This is a genomic window from Pseudoalteromonas sp. P1-7a (assembly GCF_001401855.1).
Classification (GTDB): Bacteria; Pseudomonadota; Gammaproteobacteria; order Enterobacterales; family Alteromonadaceae; genus Pseudoalteromonas.
This window is the reverse complement of sequence record NZ_LKDU01000022.1, coordinates 24,126-44,099: the sequence shown is the minus strand read 5'-3', so window position 1 is coordinate 44,099 and position 19,974 is coordinate 24,126. Positions and strand designations below refer to the sequence as shown.

Below are 19,974 nucleotides of genomic sequence, written 5' to 3'. Positions count from 1 at the left end.
AGGTAACAAAAATTACATTTGTTGACCTTTAACACCGCTGTAACCGTATACAAGTGGAGCAGTAATGTTATTTTTGTCGTCTGTTGGAGTAACAGTCATCATCATTTCTGTGTAGCTGATAGTGATTGTTTCAATAGGACGATCGTTTTGAACTGATACAGAGTAGCTAGAAATCATTGCATCTGTAAGTTCGATTTTCATGATTTCTTCAACTTTATCACCTTGTTTAGTGATATGGAAAATAGCTGGAAGGCCTTTACCAATAGTTGCTTCTTTGAAAAGATCCGGAGATGCTTTATCTTGAAGTTTAGTGATAGTTACATCGCCAAGACGAGTAGAGCTAGACTCACGGTCCATTGCTGTACCAGTTGCTGCACTAATTTCACGGCTTACGTTCCAATCTAAAGATAATACTGTGATTAAATCTTTGAAAGATTCAGCTGTAGTTTCGCCTTTGATTGAACCGTATTTTAAATATGTATTTGCTTGCATTTGATAATGCTCCTTTTAATTAAACAATGTTATCCATTTAGACTGGATTATTTACTTTGGTTTCCCAAAAATTCCTTTGAAATCATTATCTTTAATACAGCAATGAAAAGGCCTTCAGATTCCTTTCCTTAGATGAAGACAATGTCTCAAAATTCCATGTAGTGATTTAAGGCAACAAAATTATAATACCCTAAAAATAAAGAAACAACCTTAATAGAGAGTTAATTTAAATAAACTTTAATTTAACTCAATATCAAATTCATTATCTTTTACAGCCAACTTTATACTATTTATTTCTTTATCATCAATCATGCTTGAAAGTAAAACTTCAGATAATAAAGGCAATAATTTATTTTGCAAAATAGTGTGTATGTTCCTAGCACCGGACCCTGCATTTTGGCAATTATCAATAATATATTCTATTACATCACTTTCATATTTAAGCTCAGCGTCGTAATGCTTATTAACGCGTTTTACAATTTTCGCTATTTGTAATGAGGCAATTTCTGAAAGAATATCGTCACTTAGAGGGATGTACGGAATTACATTAATACGACCTAAAAAAGCAGGCTTAAATGAAGCGAGTAAATCATCTTGTAATGCTTTTAATAAGCCTTTAATACTTGGCTTACTTTCTTCGTCTTCAAATAAGCTCATAGTGGTATCAGTACCCACATTTGAGGTCATAATTATAATTGTATTTTTGAAGTCGATATCACGGCCTTCACCGTCTTTTATTGTACCTTTATCAAACACTTGATAAAAAATATCTTGTACACCAGGGTGTGCTTTTTCCATTTCATCAAGCAGTACTACGCTGTATGGTTTTCTTCTTACGGCTTCGGTTAATATGCCACCTTCGCCATAGCCTACATAACCAGGAGGTGAACCAAGCAGTAGCGACACTTTATGCTCTTCTTTAAATTCAGACATATTAATAACAGTGACATTCTCTTCACTGCCGTACACCTCCTGCGCTAGCGATAGTGCAGTCTCAGTTTTACCTACACCACTTGGGCCTGCCAGCATAAAAATGCCATTAGGTCGGCTTTCATCTGCTAGTTGAGCGCGAGATGTTTGCACTACTTTAGCGATTAAATCTAACGCGTGATCTTGCCCTACTACGCGTTTTTTCATTTCCTGTGCAAGGTTTAAAATGCCATGTATTTCATCTTCGTGCATTTTACCTACAGGGATGCCAGTCCAATCTGATATAACCTGTGCAATAAGCTCTTCATCCACTTGCCAATGAACCATATTATGTTCAAAAGCAGTTAACTTTTCTTTGCTCTGCTTAAGGTTGGCTAAAATTTCATCTGATGAATTTTCTTGATCTGAGTTAATAGACTCGAGTGCCTTATTAAGCTCAGCAACAATTTCTTTTTCTACTTTAAATTGCTCTGCTAATGGCGCTAACTGCTCTTCAATAGTTACAAGTTCAGTTTTAAGTGTATCTAATTGCACTGAATGATCTAAACCTGTTTTTTGTTCACGGTGTAGCATCTGCACTTGTGTTTCTATTTCACTTAAACGATTTACAAGTTGCTCTATAGTGTTTGGTGTAGATGCTTGGCTCATTGCTACCCGTGCGCAGGCAGTATCTAATAATGCCACGGCTTTATCGGGTAATTGCCTTGCCGTAATATAGCGATGCGATAAGTGCACTGCACTTTCAAGAGCCTGCTCAGATATAAACACTTTATGGTGTTTTTCCATCACAGGTACTAAACCACGTAACATAGCCACGGCTTTTTCTGGCGTTGGCTCTTCTACTTTCACCACTTGGAAACGACGTGTTAGCGCAGCATCCTTTTCAAAAAACTTTTTATATTCAGCCCACGTTGTAGCAGCAATGGTTCTAAGCTCGCCACGGGCTAGTGCTGGTTTTAATAAGTTAGCAGCATCGTTTTGGCCTGCGGCTCCACCGCTACCAATCATCGTATGAGCTTCATCAATAAATAAAATAACTGGGTTAACTGAATTTTTCACTTCGTTAATTAATGATTTAAGACGATTTTCAAACTCGCCTTTCATGCCAGCGCCAGCTTGTAATAGTGCTAAATCTAAGCTGTGAATTTTCACATTCTGCAGCACAGCCGGTACATCTTTTTGTGCGATTCTTAAAGCTAAGCCTTCAACTACAGCTGTTTTACCTACACCCGCTTCACCGGTTAAAATTGGGTTGTTTTGACGACGCCTAGTTAAAATATCTACCATTTGGCGAATTTCGAAGTCGCGGCCCAAAATAGGATCTATTTTTCCGGCTTTTGCTTGCGCCGTTAAATCAACAGTAAATTGATCAAGGCTCGGTGTTTTAGAGTTTGTAGCCGATTGGCTAGCCGTGCTTTGTACTGAGTGATTACGCTCTTGCGATTGAGCGACTATTTCTGGCCATGCATGGAGTAACTGCCCTGGCTCTATTTTATTAAATAACTTACTACAGCGTGTTACCAAGCTCGACAAGGTATCGTCTTTTACAAGCGTATAAATAACGTAGGCACTGCGAATTTGGTTATCAGTAAACTCAATACTGGTACTTAACCAAGATTGCTTTAATAGACTCGTAACATGCACAGATAAACTAGGTGATGACTCGCTACCGGTTTTAAACGCTTCTAGAGATTGATTTAAGTCTTGTTTTACTTTTTCTATATCAATGTCAAAAGAGCCAAAAATAAGCCTAACGTCATCTAGTTGCTGCTCAATCATGGCAAGTAACCAGTGTTCAAGCTCCACTGTAAAGTGGCTTCTGCTATTACAAATTGCAACCGCCGCCTCTAGGCTTTTTCTGCAATCAGGGCTTAGTTTTTCAACTAATTTATTGAGTGTCATCGAAGACATACAGTGTTCCTTTTAATTTTAATTATCCCTTAAACGATAACTTAGTAGGGTTAGATTTTGATTTGTTATTTTGTACCGCTAAAAAAGAATTTGCGCCTAATTGGCAGTCATTCTTAGCCAGCTGAGCGGCGCCTAAATGCTGAAAGTCAGTTTCAATAACTAAGCGGAACTGAATTGAATTTCCAACGTAGTCTTTCGTAATTTTATTTGCTAGTTCAAACAAAGCCCCTTTTGGTAAAAGAAGTTTTGCTTTTTTTGGTTCATTTGATTTTATATGCACTTCAATATTAGAAGAGACATCCCAAACCTTTTTACCTAGCATGGTATCTACACCTAACTGAGCATGCTGACCTTCAAATAGTACTTGGCTTGCAAGACGTGTTTGCTCTTGTTCGTGAAGTTCATGCCATTGACCAACCATTTGTTTTATTTTCACTTCGCAGCCAAGGTATGAACTGAGCACACTTTGTAAATCAAATGCATTGCGAATTTTTCGGCTGTACAGACCCGAAAAATGCAACTGATGTTCATTATAGCCACCACTTAGGAGCCCCAAAATTTTGGTATATGGGTCTTTATTTTTGTCATTGTTTACATGGTTTAATGAAGGCTTATATTTTTTCCAAGCTCGGTAATACAAAGAGATCAGGCGATGATTAAACATGTCGTAGAAATCGCGCATGGTCGTGTCTTTATAGCGCAGCCTTTGCATAACCAGTTCGCTATAAAATTGCGGTAATGCACCAGAGCAGCCAGTTAACCCCATAAATGACACCTGTATATTTACTTTGTGCAAGCCATCTTCAAAACCAGCTTCTTCAAGCTTAGTAATTGAATTTCCCGGGTAGCCAAACTTTTGTGTTGCCGTAAATTTTATTAATTCTTGTTTTGGGTTGCTATCGTAGCCAACGTGGCGATAATCTAAGCCACGCTTTTTAAGCTGGTTTTCAATTATGAAAACCGCTTTATAAAAATCGACTTGAGAAGCTTGGGCGATCAGTTGCTTTATCATAGTAATGGTCTATCACCTACGCGTGCAGGCCACTGATAATATATTTGCTCTTGCTCTTTTAAACGCAAGCTCAAACGTGTGTAACTATTTATAGCGGCAAACTGGGCAAAGAAATGATCCAATACAGCTGCAAAAAAGAACATGCCACTACCCGAAAAGTCATCGTTAGCAAAAGTAATTTCTATTTCGCTGCCAGTTACAAAACTTACCCTGCCTTTTTGAATAACACGTGCAGTTGCAGGCTCAATACTAACGCGATATATATTATCTATAAGGCCTTTGGTTTGAGGCGATGCTCTAAAGTCATATAGACGAAGTACTTCTTTTAATTTATTACACGCATCTTCACCACTAAAAGTATCAAGCGTTAAATGGTTAACAAGCTGCCAGCGCGTTGCATCAGCTAATACGGGTCTCACTGCATGCGTAAAAGGCGCTAAACAACGAATTTTTTTAATCACATCGCCGCGCTCTGGCATCAGCAACCCAAGCTCATCGTCGCCAAATGGCATACTTGCAGGTAAATTACGGTTACTGCAATGTGCGCGTACAGTCAGTACAGAGTTACCTTCACCATACTCCATCGCACTGTTTTCAAATTTTGCATCTACCAATGACATAAATGTCTCGGTTCCAGACTCTACATATCCGCCCGCCCACGACGCTGTCTCTCTTCTTATATGCCAAAATAAATCTTCATGACCTTGATAATTTGGATGAGTTTGTCCATAAAATGGTGCAACAACTTGTTTATTACCTTTGTGATCAAACGCTATAACTTCTGAAATACCAATTACTTCTGAAATTTCTGAGTCCATATAACGTGGTGCAAGTTGATACTCATATTCGCTTATTTCAGGGCGAATTGGCTCAAGCTCTTGTTCGAATAAGTTAATTATTGGCGTACATCCGAGCAAAAACATATCCTCATCAACCTGTTTTTCAAGCTCACTTGATTCGGTATCAAGGTATATATAAATATCACATTTGTTGGAGTTTTTAGGCAATGCACCACGTATACCTTCAAGTTCAAAAAAACGAAACTTCTCAGGAAAGGTGAAGTTTTCAACCAGTAATCGATACCCGGCAGCAGAGCGCTGAGAGTAAGGGACAACGGATTCGTGTGTTTCAAACCCGACCGCTTTTAATTGGTTTTTTGATAAGTATTTGATGCCTTCTTCGCCATTATCTACGGCTAAACCAATGCTGTGTTTAAATAAAAGTTCATAAACTTTAAGAGTATGGTGCCATTGCCCGTTTATATATACACGAAGTTTTTCTAAACCCGTTTCAGCAAGTGATACACCCTTATATTCACCAGTAAGCTCTAACTTAAATATAGACTTTGCCTTTTCATGCCAACGCGGCTTAGGGGCAACAAAAGGACTGTTATCAAACTGGGCTTTCGTAATTTCAATGGGCCAAAGGTAGGTTTCGTAACAGGTTTGAAACTTACATTGCTTCATTGAATCCACGTTAGTTTCAACCTCACTTGCTCTTGGAATTACAACACCTGCGGTTGAAAGGTTTTCGGCTTCTAGTTTTACTATCGACATAGAAGGGATAGGTGCTTGGTAATCTGGGAGCATTTGACCTAACAAAGCATCTGTTAGTTCAGGAAAACTGTCATCTAGCTTTTGCCTAATATTGGCAGTTAAAAACGCAAACGATTCAATAAGTCGTGATACATGAGGGTCTTCAACATGATCTTCACTGAGCTTTAAGCGACCTGCTACTTTTGGGTATTTTTCAGCAAAGTCTTTACCTAAATGACGCACAAATGCTAATTCACGATTGTAATACTTTAATAATTCATCGTTCATAAAGATGCCTCAATAATCTTCATACCTAAATTTACAGGCTCTACTTCTGAATCAAAGCTTATAAATTCTGGCTCAGGATCAGCGTATAAGAGCGCATTAATACGCAAGTTTAAAACGCGGTTAACCGGCACTTCCTCATCAGTAAATACTTCAACTTCTAAAAATCGTGGCTCAAATTTTAAAATAGTGTTTTTAACTGTCTCGCATAGCAGTGCTCGGCCTTCATGCGAACTGACCGACATACTTGAAAAATCAGGTAAACCGTACGATAAACACGATGTAGCAAGCTCACTATATTGTGCAGGCCACGTATGCCATTGTATTCGGGCATTGAGCAGCGCTTCTATGTCTCTTCGCACATTTTTGCGTAGCTCACTTATTGTGATCCCTTCGGTACGCGATGGGGCATCTTGAAAGTCAGGCTCATCATCAATGAGCCTATCTAAAATTGATGCTTGAAGCTGCTGCTTATGTTCTATCATTATTGCTCAAATATAAATTATGCTGCTTCTACAGCATTAATTTTTAAATTAGGAATTGTGATGGCTTCATCATTCACAAACAGCATTTTCATGCCTTTACCAATAATAAATTCATCTTTTAGTTCAACCCAATCCGTGACCTGACCTAATTTTTCTAGATCCGATTCAGCATTGGCATAGACAAGCGGTAAGTGCGCTGTACCTGAAGGGCCTTCTTTAATCGTTATTTCAACGCGCAGCCAAATACTTTCTAATACTGAACTTACAGGCTCTACTTTTATCGACTCAATTTCATTAAAATTTGCCAAGTAGAATTCACCATTTGTGCCTAGCACCTCTAAATAAGGGTTTAATGTATCGTCCAAGTCGCGTGCCACAGACTCTGCATCACTTAATGTCTTAACTCTTAAAACTTCCATTTGCGCAGAAAGCTCAGCTGCTTCGTCTATTTCGCCCTCTAGCAATGCAACATGCATTTTTAAAAACAATGTGTCTATCTCATCAGCATCATGAAATAATTTAGGGATCCCTTTACCTTGGTAAAAGTCTATTCGTGATTGCTGAGCACGGATCAAATGTCTAAGATTTACAGCACCGACAGCAAACTCAGGATTCTTTTGAACCATAAAGTCGAGTTGTTTATCTGCTTTTTCTAGATCACCATTGATGCAAAGTAATTCTGCATAGATACTTCTTATGTCAAAATTCAAAGGCTCATCTTGAAGCTCTGTAGCACATAAAGAGAGTGCTTCAGTTAGTTTTCCCTCGCGAATCGAGCTATGTATTTTCTTCATGGTTATTCCTTTATTTTGTGGTGAGGACTGAGCTCTGTTATTAATTTAATGCTCGAGACCATTTGATCTAATTGAAAATGGGGTTGTAATTGTAAAACAGAAAAAAAATGACCTGGGTTTGCTTTGTTTTCACTTACTTTAATACGCGCATTACTCAGTGGGTATTTACTTCTGATTTGCTCTGATGCAGAGTCTGATGCGGTTGTATAATTGTTGATCCATGACTGTAGGTCACGTTCGCACGCATGGGCATTTATGTAAGAGCCCACTCTGTCCCGTGCTAATATTTTTAAATAATGTGCAAAACGAGATACGCATAAAATGTACTGCAACATAGATGAAAGGCGCGCATTAATGTTAGCTGCACTAGATTCGTAATTTTTTGCTTTTTGGACCGAGGCGTTGCTATAAAAAACAATATGCTCAGTATTGGTTACTGATGAGGCTGGAATAAAACCAAGTTCAGAAAACTGTTTTTCAAATTTGCTTGTCACTAATAAATCAAGTGGTGGTTTTGCTTCTTTTTGGTATGTATCATTTGCAAAACTATCTTTGGCGAGGCCTGTAACTAGCCCTTTTGATACTTTTCCCGGCTCTATGCCTCTAATATGCCCAAACCAGCCACTATCACAGTACGCTCTAACTATTGTTGATACAAACTGAAACGCAGCGTTACCCCATAGCATATCTGTTTCGGGGTTTTTAATTTGTTCTTTAAAATAAAAATCTTGATGGCGTTTACCATCGTTGCTGTAAGGTGCTCTTACTAAAACATGTGGCAACGTTAAACCAACAAAGCGCGCCTCTTCCATTTCTCTAAAGCTTTGCCATTTTACATATTCAGGCTGTTCAAATTGATTAAATAAATCTGCGTAATACCCAAGATCAGAAAAACTATCTGCGCCAAAGAGATTAGGGGACGCTGAACATATAAAGGGAGAAAATGCGGCTGCTGCGGTACGCGAGATTTCTTTAATAGTATCAATGTCGTTATAAATAGTGCCATTAGAAGGCATATTACTAATTTCGTAGTCGCCAATTACCACACCAAAAGGCTCACCACCGGCACTATCAAATTCACTTTGATAAAGTAACTGAAAAAAGTAACTTTGGTCGAAATCTATTGCTTTACTGACATCCTTAGAGAGGGTTGCCCAATCACAGTTTAATACTTTTATTTTTACTTTATTTTCTTTGTCGTATTGTTCTGTTTGAAGGGTTAACCACCATAGATTACGCCAGCTAGCCTCTATCTTTTGAAAGCGCGCATCATGAATAATACTATTTAGTTGCTGAGAAATTAATTGATCGAGTTCAACAATAATTCGTTGTAAGTAAGGACCAAGCGATTCTTTGGTCCAAGAAATGGGAGAATCAGAAGAGCCTTCAAGCCACAATAACAGTGCCTTATCTAAGTTTTTCTCGTTTAAAAACCTATCAAGCAAAGCATCATTATCGCTAATTCTAGACTGCGACTTTTGATGAAAAGCGTAGTCTTGATTTATAAATGAAAACTCTTCGTGATTCATTTTACTGCATTATCCTTAACGCTAAAGATTAGTTAATTAACCAATCTCTGGAATTTTAGCTACAAGACGTAATGAAGAAGTAAGCTCTTCCATTTGTAGCCAAGGTCTTAACCATGCCACTGCGTTATAAGCACCTGGCTGACCTGGTATTTCTTTAACTGATACTTTCGCATCGGCTAACGGGTAGCGTGCTCTGATATCTTGACCACCGCCCTCTGTCGCATTTACATACGATAGAATCCAACGGTTTAGCCATGATTCAACATCTTCTGCTTCCATAAAGCTACCAATTTTATCGCGCGCCATAACTTTTAAGTAATGTGCAAAACGAGATGTAGCCATTAAATAGGGTAAGCGTGCTGAAATAGCAGCATTAGCCGTCGCGTCAGGCGTTGAATATACTTGCGGTTTTTGACAGCTTTGGCCACCAAAGAAAACGGCATAATCAGTATTTTTGTAGTGACATAAAGGTAAGAAACCCAGTTTACTAAGCTCTGCTTCACGACGGTCTGTTATACCAATTTCCGTTGGGCATTTAAGATCCGGATCGCCATCATCACTTGTGAAAATATGGGTTGGTAAACCTTCAACTTTGCCGCCGCCTTCAGCACCACGTATTGCAGTACAAAAGCCGTATTGTGAAAACGCTTTGGTCATATTAGTAGCCATTGCGTAAGCAGCATTACTCCAGCAGTAGTCGCTATTATCAGTACTTACTGAACGGCCTGCTTTTGGTTCAACTTCAAACTCTTCAAAGTTAAACTCTTCTACAGGTTTAGAAGCAGCACCGTAAGGTAAGCGTGATAAGAAACGAGGCATAGTTAGCGATACAAAACGCGAATCATCGCTGTCTCTGAACGAGCGCCATTTTGTGTACTCTAATGATTCAAACACTTTTTCTAGATCACGAGGCTTAGTCAATTCTTCCCAGTTATCAAAGCCAAATAAAGACGGAGAAGAAGCTGCAATAAATGGACAGAAGCCAGCCGCTGCCACATTCGACATTAAGCTTAACGTTTCAACATCTTCTGGGTGGTTAGTAAATTCAAAGTCACCCACAATGGTGCCATAAGGTTCGCCACCTGGTGTACCAAATTCAGACTCGTAAATCTTTTTAAATGTTTGGCTTTGATCAAATTCAACAGCTTTGCTTAAATCTTTATGTAGTTCTTTTTTCTTCATGTTTAAAACACGAATTTTAAGCGTTGAGCTTGTTTCAGAGTTCATTACAAGGTGGTGTAACCCACGCCAAGAACCTTCTAACTTTTGAAACTCGTCGCTGTGCATAACAACACTAAGCTGCTTTGATATTTTCTGATCGATTAATTGAATTGCTTCATTAAACGTCACAGTCATGTTTTTATTCCATTGAACTGTGCCTTTTAATGCCTCTTCAGTTAACGTTTTAAGTAGCTCTTCTGCACGACTTGCATCAGTTTGCTTAGTGGCGCCAATTGCTTGCTCTAGTAACGATGAGCTTGCCTCAGCTGTTGACTCTAATTCAGTACTTAGTTGCTCTGCACTCATTTTTCAGTCTCCTCTAGCTTAAGTTCCTTAGCAATAGAATCAAGGCTTGAAGTATTACTTAATACTTCTTCTAAAACATTTTCTAGCTCTTCTGAGCGGTCAATCTTGGTCATTAGATCGCGTAATTTATTACGTGTTTCCATTAGCTTACGCAATGGTTCAACCTGATTAACAACCGCAGCCGGCTCAAAGTCATCGATTGATTTAAAGCTAAGGTTAACCTCAAATTGAGAGTCATCATCACTCAGTGTATTTTCTACAACGAGTTTTAACGAAGGGCTCATGCGTTTTAAAACATCATTAAAGTTTTCACGATCAATTTGAATAAAGCGTCTATCTTTTAACGGCTTTAGTGCTTCAGTGTTATCACCTGAAAAATCACCCATTACACCAACAACAAATGGTAATTCTTTTTTTACCGCAGTTCCTTCAGTTTCAACATCATAAGTGATGTGAACGCGAGGCTTACGTACTCGTTTTAATTTATCATGGATACTCATAGAGAACTCCTTTTACTTATGTTTCAGTTTCGCTGATCTTAATGCCAGACAACTTAAAGTACCCGGTCCTAGCATCACTATCTGTTATTAATTCATTTAATAATTCAGGCAGCGATAATTCGCTCCATCGAATCACTTGTTCTATCGTGTATGACATTGGAGAATGCGGTTCGGTTTTTCTAAAAAACGCCGCTATTTCTTTAAGCTTATTTATTGCATTCTCACGTGAATCAATTGCTTGGCTAATGGCCTTTTTAGGCGCCTCAACTGCATTTTGCTCTTCATCGTTTTGAGTGAGTTGCTCTTGCGTTTGCTCTGATATTAACGCCTGTTCTGCTGCAACAAGTTTGTCTGCAGCAATATGATTAACGGCCGCCAAACTTACCTCAAGCGCTTGTTTAATATTTGAGGTAGGTTGCGGCTGCCCCGTCACTTTATCCATCACATCGCTAAGCTGGGCAAACTCAGTAATCGCCTCTTCAATATCTTGTTTTAACGTTACAAAAAATTCTGTACTTGTCTCTGCAGCACTTTTTTCGATTAATTCAAAATCGACCGCGCCCTGTGCTAGCTTTTTCTCTCTTTTCTCATCATTTAGCCTCGAAATATCATAACCTTGCTGATACTCCCAAAATGTAAAAGGGTCTAAGCTAACACTGTCAGTTAAAAGTATGCTCTTAATGGGGATAATCAGAGTCCCCTCACCTGCGGAACCATTTAATCCGCCAAGCGCTGATACTTTGTCCGAAATTTCATCGTCTGCATCAAGGGAGGGATATAGCGCGTCGAAATAATTATCTAATAAGTGGCTGGCCACTTTAAAGCCAAAAGCAAGTCCTTTAAAACCATGGATTCGACAAAGAGCTTCAATAAACCACGCTAAATACTCAATATCTTTGCTTTCTGTTTTTAGCGCGTTGCTGCATTGTTCTAGTAAAGGTAACCAGTCGCGAGCAAGTGATGAAATACCCTCCTCGTCTACTAGCGCGTTTCTTTCTGCGGCACGAAGTTGGTTTCTTAAATCTTTTAAGGCGTAATAAGTCGACGTAGGAGAAACATCCGAGCGCGGGTCTAAGCCTGCGATTTCAGTTTCAGAAATAGGGGAAATATACTCTTCAAATACAAACATTCCGTCGTCCTAATAATTATCCATAAAACTCCAATAAAGCGGAGCGGATTTCATATTACATTCTTTATATTAAAATACAAGCCCAGTTACAATTGCGTTCAAATCATAAGAATTGCAATTATATAAACAATGAACCTGTATTATAAATTAATTAACACCTAAATTTATATCATTATTAAAAAATAATTATTTAGTAAAAAGTGGAATTGTAGCTTCATCTTGAATTTTGTATGTTTCCGATTTGCTACTAAAATTTTCATGACCGTATTTTATTATAATACAGGTAACATTATCACGTGCACCTCTTACTAAAGAAGAATGCATAAGCGCCATACCTGAATCTATAATACTATTAGGTTCTAATGACAAACATATTTCTTCATCAGACAATTCACCTGTTAACCCATCTGAACAAAGCAAGAAAATATCATTAGTATTTACTTCACCTTGTACTACATCTACTTTAACTTCGTCTGTAACGCCCACAGCGCGTGTAATCACATTCGAAAGCGGGTGCGTTTTCGCTTCCTCAACTGAAATTACGCCTTCATCGATAAGATCGTTCACTTGGCTATGGTCCCGCGATATTTGCTGTAATTGACCATTTCGTAGCATGTATGCTCTGCTGTCGCCTACCCATAAAACGTAATATTGATTATCTTTTATAAATAAAGCAGTTACTGTACTGCCCGCTGTTTTGCTTCCTAAGTACTGAGCACTGTATTCATTTAATTGACGATTTGCATCTTCAATAGCTGAAACAATATGCGAAACGCTAAGCGTAGCTAATGTCTTTTCTTCTACTTTTGCTCTAATCACGTCAACAACAAGCTGGCTTGCAACTTCACCCGCTTCATGTCCGCCCATTCCATCGGCTACTACCCATAAGTTATGGCTGTTAATTTCGACATGGGAGTCTTCATTTAATTGCCTAACAGCACCGCGATGAGTTATTGCGTAACTTGTACTTAAATTGCTAATCACTATTTTTTACCTGTGTGTAATTCCATTCCCAATGCTTCCATCGGCCATCTAACATAGCTGCAACTTGGTTAACAGGCGGTAGTCCTGAAGTAACGAGCATCATAGGCTTTATATTGCATGAACCGTGAGTCCACCAAACACTATAGTCACCATGCTTTTTATATAAAAGTGCATGAAGGGCGTCTTTTAAAACATCACTTGATAGCTCATCACCTGAGAACTCAAATGCTTCACCCTCTTTATTTTTGTCACTAGAGAGAGAAATACTAAGCTGCTTTTTAGGCTCTGAAAGCGTTCTTATCGATTTAGCAACCTCTTTTCTCCACATGAAAAGGTCAACAGAGCTATCTAGCACTTTAAGTACAGTGTCTTCATACTCTAAGGAGAAGACGCCCGAATTTAATACTTCTATTGGCGCAACTTCTAATGTACTGGCTACCGTAAATGGATAATGACGCCCTACTGCATCCATGCTCGGTAACAGAGTTCCCATTACACCTTTATCACCGACAATATTTGGCGATAATGCAAAATGCCATACAGGGCCTGTTAGGTAGTTATCTTGCCAATTGTCACCCAACTGTTCTTTGCTTACAGCAATAGCTGCTTGCAGCCATTGCTCCCAGTGCTCTGAAAATTCTTTCGAAACGCTGTCTTGAACAAAGTCCCCTAAGCTAGGGACTTTGCCAAGGTAGCCTATATTTATAATCGGGTCGGACATGAAAACTTCTCTACACTTTTATTCCAAAATGGATGTCTAATTGATTTTGGCAATAGCTCAACTTTTGCGTTGTTACCCATGAGAGAAAAATGTAACTCTAAATCCTCACGTGTTTTTGCTCTTTTAGCGCTCAACTCATCCAACATGCGATAAAGCGACCATTCACCTTGGTAAGTCGTATTTACAGAGCGCCCTCCATTAGGCGGCGTGAATACAACTCGCGTTTTACTTTGTCCACTTGCGCCTGGCCAAACAAAGTTTGTAACTCTTAAGGGGCCATGGCGGTAAATCATTGATTGACCATCAATTTCAATCATTAAGCTCGATGTAGTTTTATCCAACGATAGCGGACGTAAGCCAAACTCAATTCTAGGAGTTGCACTTCCACCATCGAAGAACACAGTTTGAATTTGATGGGCTAGTTCAAACATGGCTAGAGTATCAGCGCTTATGCCAATGTCTTTTTCAAACTTCCACGGACTCGAACTCATATCCACACTAGGCGCTACATAGTTAGTGAAGAAGCTATCAATGGTGCCATCTGGTCCAAAGAAACGTGTAAAGTCTTTCATATTCACTTCTTTTTGTGCATAAGGAGAGAATGGGTATCGGCCCACAATAGCTGCGTTGTACTCGCGTAAAACCTGGCTTTTCCAAATCTCATTTAAGTGTCTGTTAGCGCTATTTTTAGTGATATTACTGGTATCTCTGCTTATATCTAATAACCAACTATTAAATGGGTAAGGTAGATCACGGCTTTGAAACTCAAGTTGGCGAATGAAACTTGGTTTACTTTTTCCACTGATTTGATCTTTTATCGATGACTTTAACTGATCGCCTCTATCTAGCTTAGTTAGATATACATTAAGTTCTCTGAGATTTTTCTGAATGTTATCTAATTGCTGAGTATCAATATTTATAACATCTTCAAACGCTTCCTCAACCTGATAACCAGGTAGCTTGATATCAAACTTAGGGGCTTCGTCAGGTAAAAAACGTTTAATTCTATTGGCTTTAGTTTGCATTGCAATTTCAGCAGCATTAGCGGCAACTTTACCCGCTGCTTTTTGGTTCTCTGACACCGGCAGTTTGGTTAATTGCACATTTTTTTGCACAGCCATAATAATGTTTTTAATCGGTGCTTCTGAACCTGCTAGTACATCTGTAATATTGACACCCTCAGCAGGTGAGCTGTACTGATTTAGGCTTAGATCGTCGATAAATGACTGCCAAAAGAAGATATAATCTTGAAAATAACGTTGCTCTAATTTCTTTTCAATTTCTTCTTTAGAAATATCATAAGTGCCCGATGCCTCCTCGCCATATACCCAGCTGCTTGCCATCAAATTGCCAAGCATTTTACTTTTCTCAACATTAAAAATGCCGTGAAAACCGTTAAAGGTATATAAACCAGGAATACTTCGAGTCAGCTCGCCATTGTTTCTGAACGTGAATTTTTGCGCACTTTCAAAACTAATAATGTCTGTTAACCTAAACGGCGGAATGCTGCTATCAAGAAAATCAGCTTGTAGGCGTTGGTATGCTCTTTCGGCTATTGGTAACTTAGTTAACTCAGCTCTAGCTATACGCACTGCTTGATTATCTATTTTTGTTTGACTAACACCAAGCTCTAATAAGGCAGCAATGTGGTTCATCAACTGGCCACGAGTCAGCGCATTTTTATCACCTGGTAGGTTTCTTTCAAGGTATGCATTAAACCAAGCCGAAATATCTTCACTTTCAAAGTACTCAGGTTGGAATAGCATTAAATAGCACTTTAGCGTCTCGTATAAATAGCTAAGGTGCTCTGGATGCGCTTCCATTTCTTTAATTAACGTATTGGCTATATAAGGTTCTAAATACGTTTGTAGAGACCTGTTATAGGCTTGTGTAGATGACTGTTTAATTTCATTAAGCTTATTAAAACCTATCGACTGAGATTCATCGTCATCAACTAACGCAGGATTGTTAGCTGGTAAATTTCTTAGCGCATTGAGCCTGTCGTTTAATACTAATAAGTTACTTCTATCAAACGAGGCTCCATCTAGCTCCTGATAAGTTTCAATGGCTTCATCTGTAGCAGCCATTAAATTATTATTCCATGCAAAGCTAAAGTACCACGAAATAGAAAAACCAATTACCGCAATACTAGCTAAAGAAATACTACCTACTCTCAGCCATTTGTTCTGCTTATCGTGATGTTTGTTAGTACTTGCTAGGTTTTGCTCAGGGAAAATCACACCTTCTAAAACGTTTTTAATAAAGAAGCTTTTCGATTGATTTATATAGCTAGAATCTGCTGAGTTTACATCATTTAAAAAGCTAGCTGGCTTCCCTTCTTGAGTGGCACTGGTCAAATACACGCCCCTAAACATAGGGAGTTCTTCATAGGCGTTAGGGGTAAAAATTTCTTTTAAAAACGCATCGCCTACACCTTGCAGCACACGAAGTTGTCTCGGAAATTCAAAAATTTTGGCTCGTATTTCTTCATTACGCTCGTTAATCAACCTACGATTAAGCATTTCTGTCAGTTTTGAAATTAACGCGTGAAACTCTTTATTAAACGCTTCAACTTGAGTGTCTTTATCTAGGTCTAACTCAAAAGTAACCCCCCAAACTTGCTCGCATTCCTCTTCTGTAAGCTCGCCAAAAAACTCTCTAAAACCTTCAATTAAATCAACTTTAGAAAGAATGACGTACACCGGAAAAGTCATACCCAACTGATTTTGTAATTCTTGTAAGCGCTGTTTAATTGCGCGGGCATGCAGATTACGCTCTGTTTTAGTTTGACTCATGAGCTCAGAAATACCCATGCTGATCATTACACCATTAATGGGGCGTAGCGGGCGGTACTTGCGTAAAAGCCCTAAAAAGCCTTCCCAGGCGCGCGAGTCATGCTTTGCGTGGCTACTTTGTGTTGTGTATCGTCCTGCGGTATCAATAAGTACGGCTTTATTAGTGAACCACCAATCACAGTTTCGTGTACCACCTACACCGTGCACTAAATCAACACCTAACTTATCTTTTAACGGATAGTCTAAGCCTGAGTTATTAATAACCGTTGTTTTACCGGCCCCAGGCGGGCCAATCATAATATACCAAGGTAATTGATATATATTTTTACCCTTAAATAGCTTTACATCTTTAAGTAAGTTGATGGCCTCATTCATGCGGTTTTTTAACGTGGTGATCTCTTCATTCACCTCGTTACTGTTCGACTCATCGCTTTCGATTAGCTCATCGGCCATTTTCTCATCGCGTTTGCTTTGTTGCGTTAAGCTATAAATTTTGGTGATAGCAAACACTAAAATAACAAACAAAATTGTTAACAGCCGTGCCGCTACACTCTCTAAAGGAATAAAGTCAGCAACCGCAATAAGCGGGCCGCCAAACCAAATTAATAAAGATAACGCCAAAAAGCCGATAATTAACATGGCTGTTTTAGAAGTGAGTACGTAAGTAATTTTTTTTATTTTGTGTGAAAAACTCATGTCAGCCTCATTAAAATAATAAATCGATTTCAATTCGTCGGTTTAGTGACCGAGAAGCTGAATCTGAATTGCTGGCGATAGGCTCTGCAGCACCTTTACCTTCAGGCCATAGACGGCCACTTAGGTTTGTACTTTTAGCCATAGAATTAGCAACTTGCGTTGCACGGGCTAAAGAAAGGTGCCAATTTGATGGGTATTTATCAGTCCGAATAGGCGTATCATCGGTATGCCCAGTAATTAAAATACGTCCTTTTGTTCCTTCCAAACTAAGTGCTAGCTTTTCTAAAATGGGCTGAATTGACGGTAGTAATTTTGCGTCGCCCTGATTAAATAAGCTTTCGCTGTTTATTGAAATTCGTATGCGGTCTAGGTTTTTCTTTACTGTAACTATCCCCATCTGAATTTCTGTTTGCAGTAACTGCTCAAGTACTAATAGTTGTTTATCTTTTTTATCTATACTTTCGTTTTGCGCTATAGGGTGAATCACAGCTAGCTTGTCGTTAAGTGAAGCAACGCCGTCGTTTAGTTTCATGTTGATAAATAAGTAAACCATTAACAGCACTAAACCCAACACTGAAAAAATCACCCAAAGCGGAACTTGATTTCTAAGCTCTACGCCAGCGGCAACACGCTGCTTCCAATTAGGTGAAAGTTTATTGTTCAATGGACCATCTAATTGATTTAAAAGGTGATACATTTGAGAACGATATTCTTCTATTTTAGTATCGCCACCGTTGTCTAATCTGTATTTACCTTTAAAGCCTAAATTCAAGCAATGGTACTGCAGCTCAATAAATTGTTTGTGTTGTTCAGGTTGAGCCAGTGCGTTATCAAGCAGGGTGTAAAAGTATTCACCGCCAAACGTTTCTTTATGAAACGTCGATAGTAAACTCTCATCAGCCCACTCCATTGAGCTCCATTTAGAATTTAAAACTGATTCATCTAAAATCGCGCACAAGCAATAACGCGAGTTAGTGATTACATCTTTAGAAAGCCCATGGTTGCGCACTTCAACTTCAAAGCGCTTCACAGCCTCAACACAGCGATGCTTTAAAGCAGCAATATTTGTCATCTCTTTAGCTTGGCTAATAGAAATTACAATTGAAAAACAATCTGTTGCCGCTTCTAAAAGTGGGTTTTTAAAAATTGAAACTTTAGACGTATTAGTAATACTGCTGGCAGCGGGCTCAATAGACATTACTGTTTTATCAGTATCGTTATCAACATTAGGAGTGTTTGAAGTGTCACGCCCTAGTCTACCAGGGCGAGGTTTTATAATGGTTTCATCCATTGAAACTCTTCCTTTAAAAGTTAAGTTCTAATTGCCCAAAGGCTTATTTGTAGCTCAGGGTAATTACCCGATAAGTGGATAGCGATACCACCACTTGAACGAAGTTTTTCCCAATGTTCACCCTGCTTGTTTAACTCAAAGTAATGAAAACCTGCATGGTATGGGATTTGGCGCGGTGCCGTTGGTAAGTTACTAATGGTAATACCAGGAATTTGGTTATTAACTAAGTCGCGTATAGTTTCGACACTACCGATCTTAATTTGTGAGGGCAGTATTTTTCGCAGCTCTTCGTGCGGTACACTTGCTTTAATTGCTAAAACAAATTGTGCCGAATTGAGTATAGACTTATCTTTTAGTGCCCCAAACGAAATACCAAACTTACTTTGTTCTAGTTTAATTTCTGTCGCAGTTTGTTCAATGACATGGCTTAAAGATTGATATAAGAAATTGACTACTTCAGCAAAGACTTTAGCCAAATTATTATGATCGTACTTAGGCAACTTTGGTACTCGTTTATTTGCAGTGCTAAAAGTCGATAGCTCGCCGGCAAGCTCGATAAGACGAGTATAAAATACATTTGGGTGGATGTTATTCACGCTAAGTAGATTGTCAAAAATAGCATCGTATTTATTAAGGGTTTGCAGCATGATGAAGTCGGCAACCGAAGTGCTTCCTGCATAGCCTTGGCATAAACGTACAGATATACTCTCTGCGCGCTGTTTTATCATAGAACCTATTTCTCTTACTAAACCATGTAATGGCTTGCATTGACCCACTTTTAAAGAGGGAGGTATATATTTAGTATCAAGTTTAATGCTGCCTTCGCTACTTACTTCAATAATGCGTGCAACAGGCAGTAAAATATACCCAGCACTGTCATCAGAAGATAGCATAAGCTTGCTATAAACTTTAGCAACCTGAATAATCTCTTGGGATTGAGTTCCTAGTGAGTCATCACTTACAGTTAAGTCATTTAGCTTATAGCGCGTAACAATATTCTCATCCAATGCTGAAATATTAATACCACTATTTTTGATTGCCGGGATGGCAAGGTATACCACTTCATCGTACACATCTTTATTAACCACTAATGGCTCAGGTAAAGGAGTAGACTGTGGCATTTCAATTGGGAGCAAGTCTGGCGTAATGGCACTTAAAGACTCAAGAGCTAACTGCCCTGAGCCCAATAACTGTGTGTCTATACTTATATCAAGTATGCCCCACGGATCAGATAAATTGCCCTTACATAATTGGTTTATTAAATTAGAAAAATGCTTATCTGATTGTTGAAAATGTTGCGGCCTTAAGAACATCCCTTCAGTCCACGCAACACGAGTGTTGTCACCCATTTTACAAAT

The 19,974-nt window shown here is 38.8% G+C and carries 15 protein-coding genes; all 15 read right to left on the bottom strand.

What is annotated here, in order from left to right; genetic code table 11:
- Positions 1-12: 12 nt before the first annotated feature.
- Entirely contained in the window at positions 13-492 is a 480-nt protein-coding gene (locus AN389_RS13650) for a type VI secretion system tube protein Hcp (protein WP_024032870.1), read from the bottom strand.
- A gap of 237 nt (positions 493-729) precedes the next feature.
- On the bottom strand, positions 730-3,333 hold the full coding sequence (gene tssH / locus AN389_RS13645) for a type VI secretion system ATPase TssH (protein WP_055020035.1): 2,604 nt from the start codon (positions 3,331-3,333) through the stop codon (positions 730-732).
- 22 nt (positions 3,334-3,355) lie between these two features.
- Positions 3,356-4,345, bottom strand: coding sequence for a type VI secretion system baseplate subunit TssG (tssG, locus tag AN389_RS13640; RefSeq protein WP_055020034.1), 990 nt, complete (start codon positions 4,343-4,345; stop codon positions 3,356-3,358).
- Positions 4,342-6,168: a type VI secretion system baseplate subunit TssF gene (tssF, locus tag AN389_RS13635; RefSeq protein WP_055020033.1), complete on the bottom strand. Its 1,827-nt coding sequence runs from the start codon at positions 6,166-6,168 to the stop codon at positions 4,342-4,344. The genes tssG and tssF overlap by 4 nt, the downstream gene beginning before the upstream one ends.
- On the bottom strand, positions 6,165-6,650 hold the full coding sequence (gene tssE / locus AN389_RS13630; RefSeq protein ID WP_055018327.1) for a type VI secretion system baseplate subunit TssE: 486 nt from the start codon (positions 6,648-6,650) through the stop codon (positions 6,165-6,167). Before tssE ends, tssF begins: the two co-directional genes overlap by 4 nt.
- Positions 6,651-6,667: 17 nt before the next feature.
- Entirely contained in the window at positions 6,668-7,444 is a 777-nt protein-coding gene (locus AN389_RS13625) for a type VI secretion system accessory protein TagJ (protein ID WP_055018328.1), read from the bottom strand.
- A 2-nt stretch (positions 7,445-7,446) separates the two neighbouring features.
- Positions 7,447-8,973: a type VI secretion system contractile sheath large subunit gene (gene tssC / locus AN389_RS13620; RefSeq protein ID WP_055018329.1), complete on the bottom strand. Its 1,527-nt coding sequence runs from the start codon at positions 8,971-8,973 to the stop codon at positions 7,447-7,449.
- 36 nt (positions 8,974-9,009) lie between these two features.
- Entirely contained in the window at positions 9,010-10,500 is a 1,491-nt protein-coding gene (tssC, locus tag AN389_RS13615; RefSeq protein WP_055018330.1) for a type VI secretion system contractile sheath large subunit, read from the bottom strand.
- Positions 10,497-11,000 (bottom strand): type VI secretion system contractile sheath small subunit, encoded by a 504-nt coding sequence (tssB, locus tag AN389_RS13610; protein WP_055018331.1) that lies wholly within the window; start codon positions 10,998-11,000, stop codon positions 10,497-10,499. The genes tssC (AN389_RS13615) and tssB overlap by 4 nt, the downstream gene beginning before the upstream one ends.
- Before the next feature lie 16 nt (positions 11,001-11,016).
- On the bottom strand, positions 11,017-12,129 hold the full coding sequence (gene tssA / locus AN389_RS13605; RefSeq protein ID WP_055018332.1) for a type VI secretion system protein TssA: 1,113 nt from the start codon (positions 12,127-12,129) through the stop codon (positions 11,017-11,019).
- A 186-nt stretch (positions 12,130-12,315) separates the two neighbouring features.
- The gene (locus AN389_RS13600) at positions 12,316-13,113 is read right to left on the bottom strand and encodes a PP2C family serine/threonine-protein phosphatase (protein ID WP_055018333.1); all 798 of its coding nucleotides are present in this window, start codon (positions 13,111-13,113) and stop codon (positions 12,316-12,318) included.
- Complete coding sequence (tagF, locus tag AN389_RS13595; protein WP_055015753.1) at positions 13,106-13,834, bottom strand: type VI secretion system-associated protein TagF; 729 nt, start codon at positions 13,832-13,834, stop codon at positions 13,106-13,108. The genes AN389_RS13600 and tagF overlap by 8 nt, the downstream gene beginning before the upstream one ends.
- On the bottom strand, positions 13,816-17,325 hold the full coding sequence (gene tssM / locus AN389_RS13590; protein ID WP_055020032.1) for a type VI secretion system membrane subunit TssM: 3,510 nt from the start codon (positions 17,323-17,325) through the stop codon (positions 13,816-13,818). The genes tagF and tssM overlap by 19 nt, the downstream gene beginning before the upstream one ends.
- Before the next feature lie 10 nt (positions 17,326-17,335).
- Positions 17,336-18,616 carry a type VI secretion system protein TssL, long form gene (gene tssL / locus AN389_RS13585; protein WP_055020031.1) on the bottom strand — a complete coding sequence of 427 codons (1,281 nt, stop codon included), beginning with the start codon at positions 18,614-18,616 and terminating at the stop codon, positions 17,336-17,338.
- A gap of 20 nt (positions 18,617-18,636) precedes the next feature.
- Entirely contained in the window at positions 18,637-19,965 is a 1,329-nt protein-coding gene (tssK, locus tag AN389_RS13580; RefSeq protein WP_055018337.1) for a type VI secretion system baseplate subunit TssK, read from the bottom strand.
- Between the last annotated feature and the right edge of the window lie 9 nt (positions 19,966-19,974).

Excerpts from the sequence above, each read along its gene's own strand:
- AN389_RS13650 (WP_024032870.1), bottom strand. The coding sequence starts at position 492 with ATGCAAGCAAATACATATTTAAAATACGGTTCAATCAAAGGCGAAACT.
- tssH (WP_055020035.1), bottom strand. The coding sequence starts at position 3,333 with ATGTCTTCGATGACACTCAATAAATTAGTTGAAAAACTAAGCCCTGAT.
- tssG (WP_055020034.1), bottom strand. The coding sequence starts at position 4,345 with ATGATAAAGCAACTGATCGCCCAAGCTTCTCAAGTCGATTTTTATAAA.
- tssF (WP_055020033.1), bottom strand. The coding sequence starts at position 6,168 with ATGAACGATGAATTATTAAAGTATTACAATCGTGAATTAGCATTTGTG.
- tssE (WP_055018327.1), bottom strand. The coding sequence starts at position 6,650 with ATGATAGAACATAAGCAGCAGCTTCAAGCATCAATTTTAGATAGGCTC.
- AN389_RS13625 (WP_055018328.1), bottom strand. The coding sequence starts at position 7,444 with ATGAAGAAAATACATAGCTCGATTCGCGAGGGAAAACTAACTGAAGCA.
- tssC (WP_055018329.1), bottom strand. The coding sequence starts at position 8,973 with ATGAATCACGAAGAGTTTTCATTTATAAATCAAGACTACGCTTTTCAT.
- tssC (WP_055018330.1), bottom strand. The coding sequence starts at position 10,500 with ATGAGTGCAGAGCAACTAAGTACTGAATTAGAGTCAACAGCTGAGGCA.
- tssB (WP_055018331.1), bottom strand. The coding sequence starts at position 11,000 with ATGAGTATCCATGATAAATTAAAACGAGTACGTAAGCCTCGCGTTCAC.
- tssA (WP_055018332.1), bottom strand. The coding sequence starts at position 12,129 with ATGTTTGTATTTGAAGAGTATATTTCCCCTATTTCTGAAACTGAAATC.
- tagF (WP_055015753.1), bottom strand. The coding sequence starts at position 13,834 with ATGTCCGACCCGATTATAAATATAGGCTACCTTGGCAAAGTCCCTAGC.
- tssM (WP_055020032.1), bottom strand. The coding sequence starts at position 17,325 with ATGAGTTTTTCACACAAAATAAAAAAAATTACTTACGTACTCACTTCT.
- tssL (WP_055020031.1), bottom strand. The coding sequence starts at position 18,616 with ATGGATGAAACCATTATAAAACCTCGCCCTGGTAGACTAGGGCGTGAC.
- tssK (WP_055018337.1), bottom strand. The coding sequence starts at position 19,965 with ATGGGTGACAACACTCGTGTTGCGTGGACTGAAGGGATGTTCTTAAGG.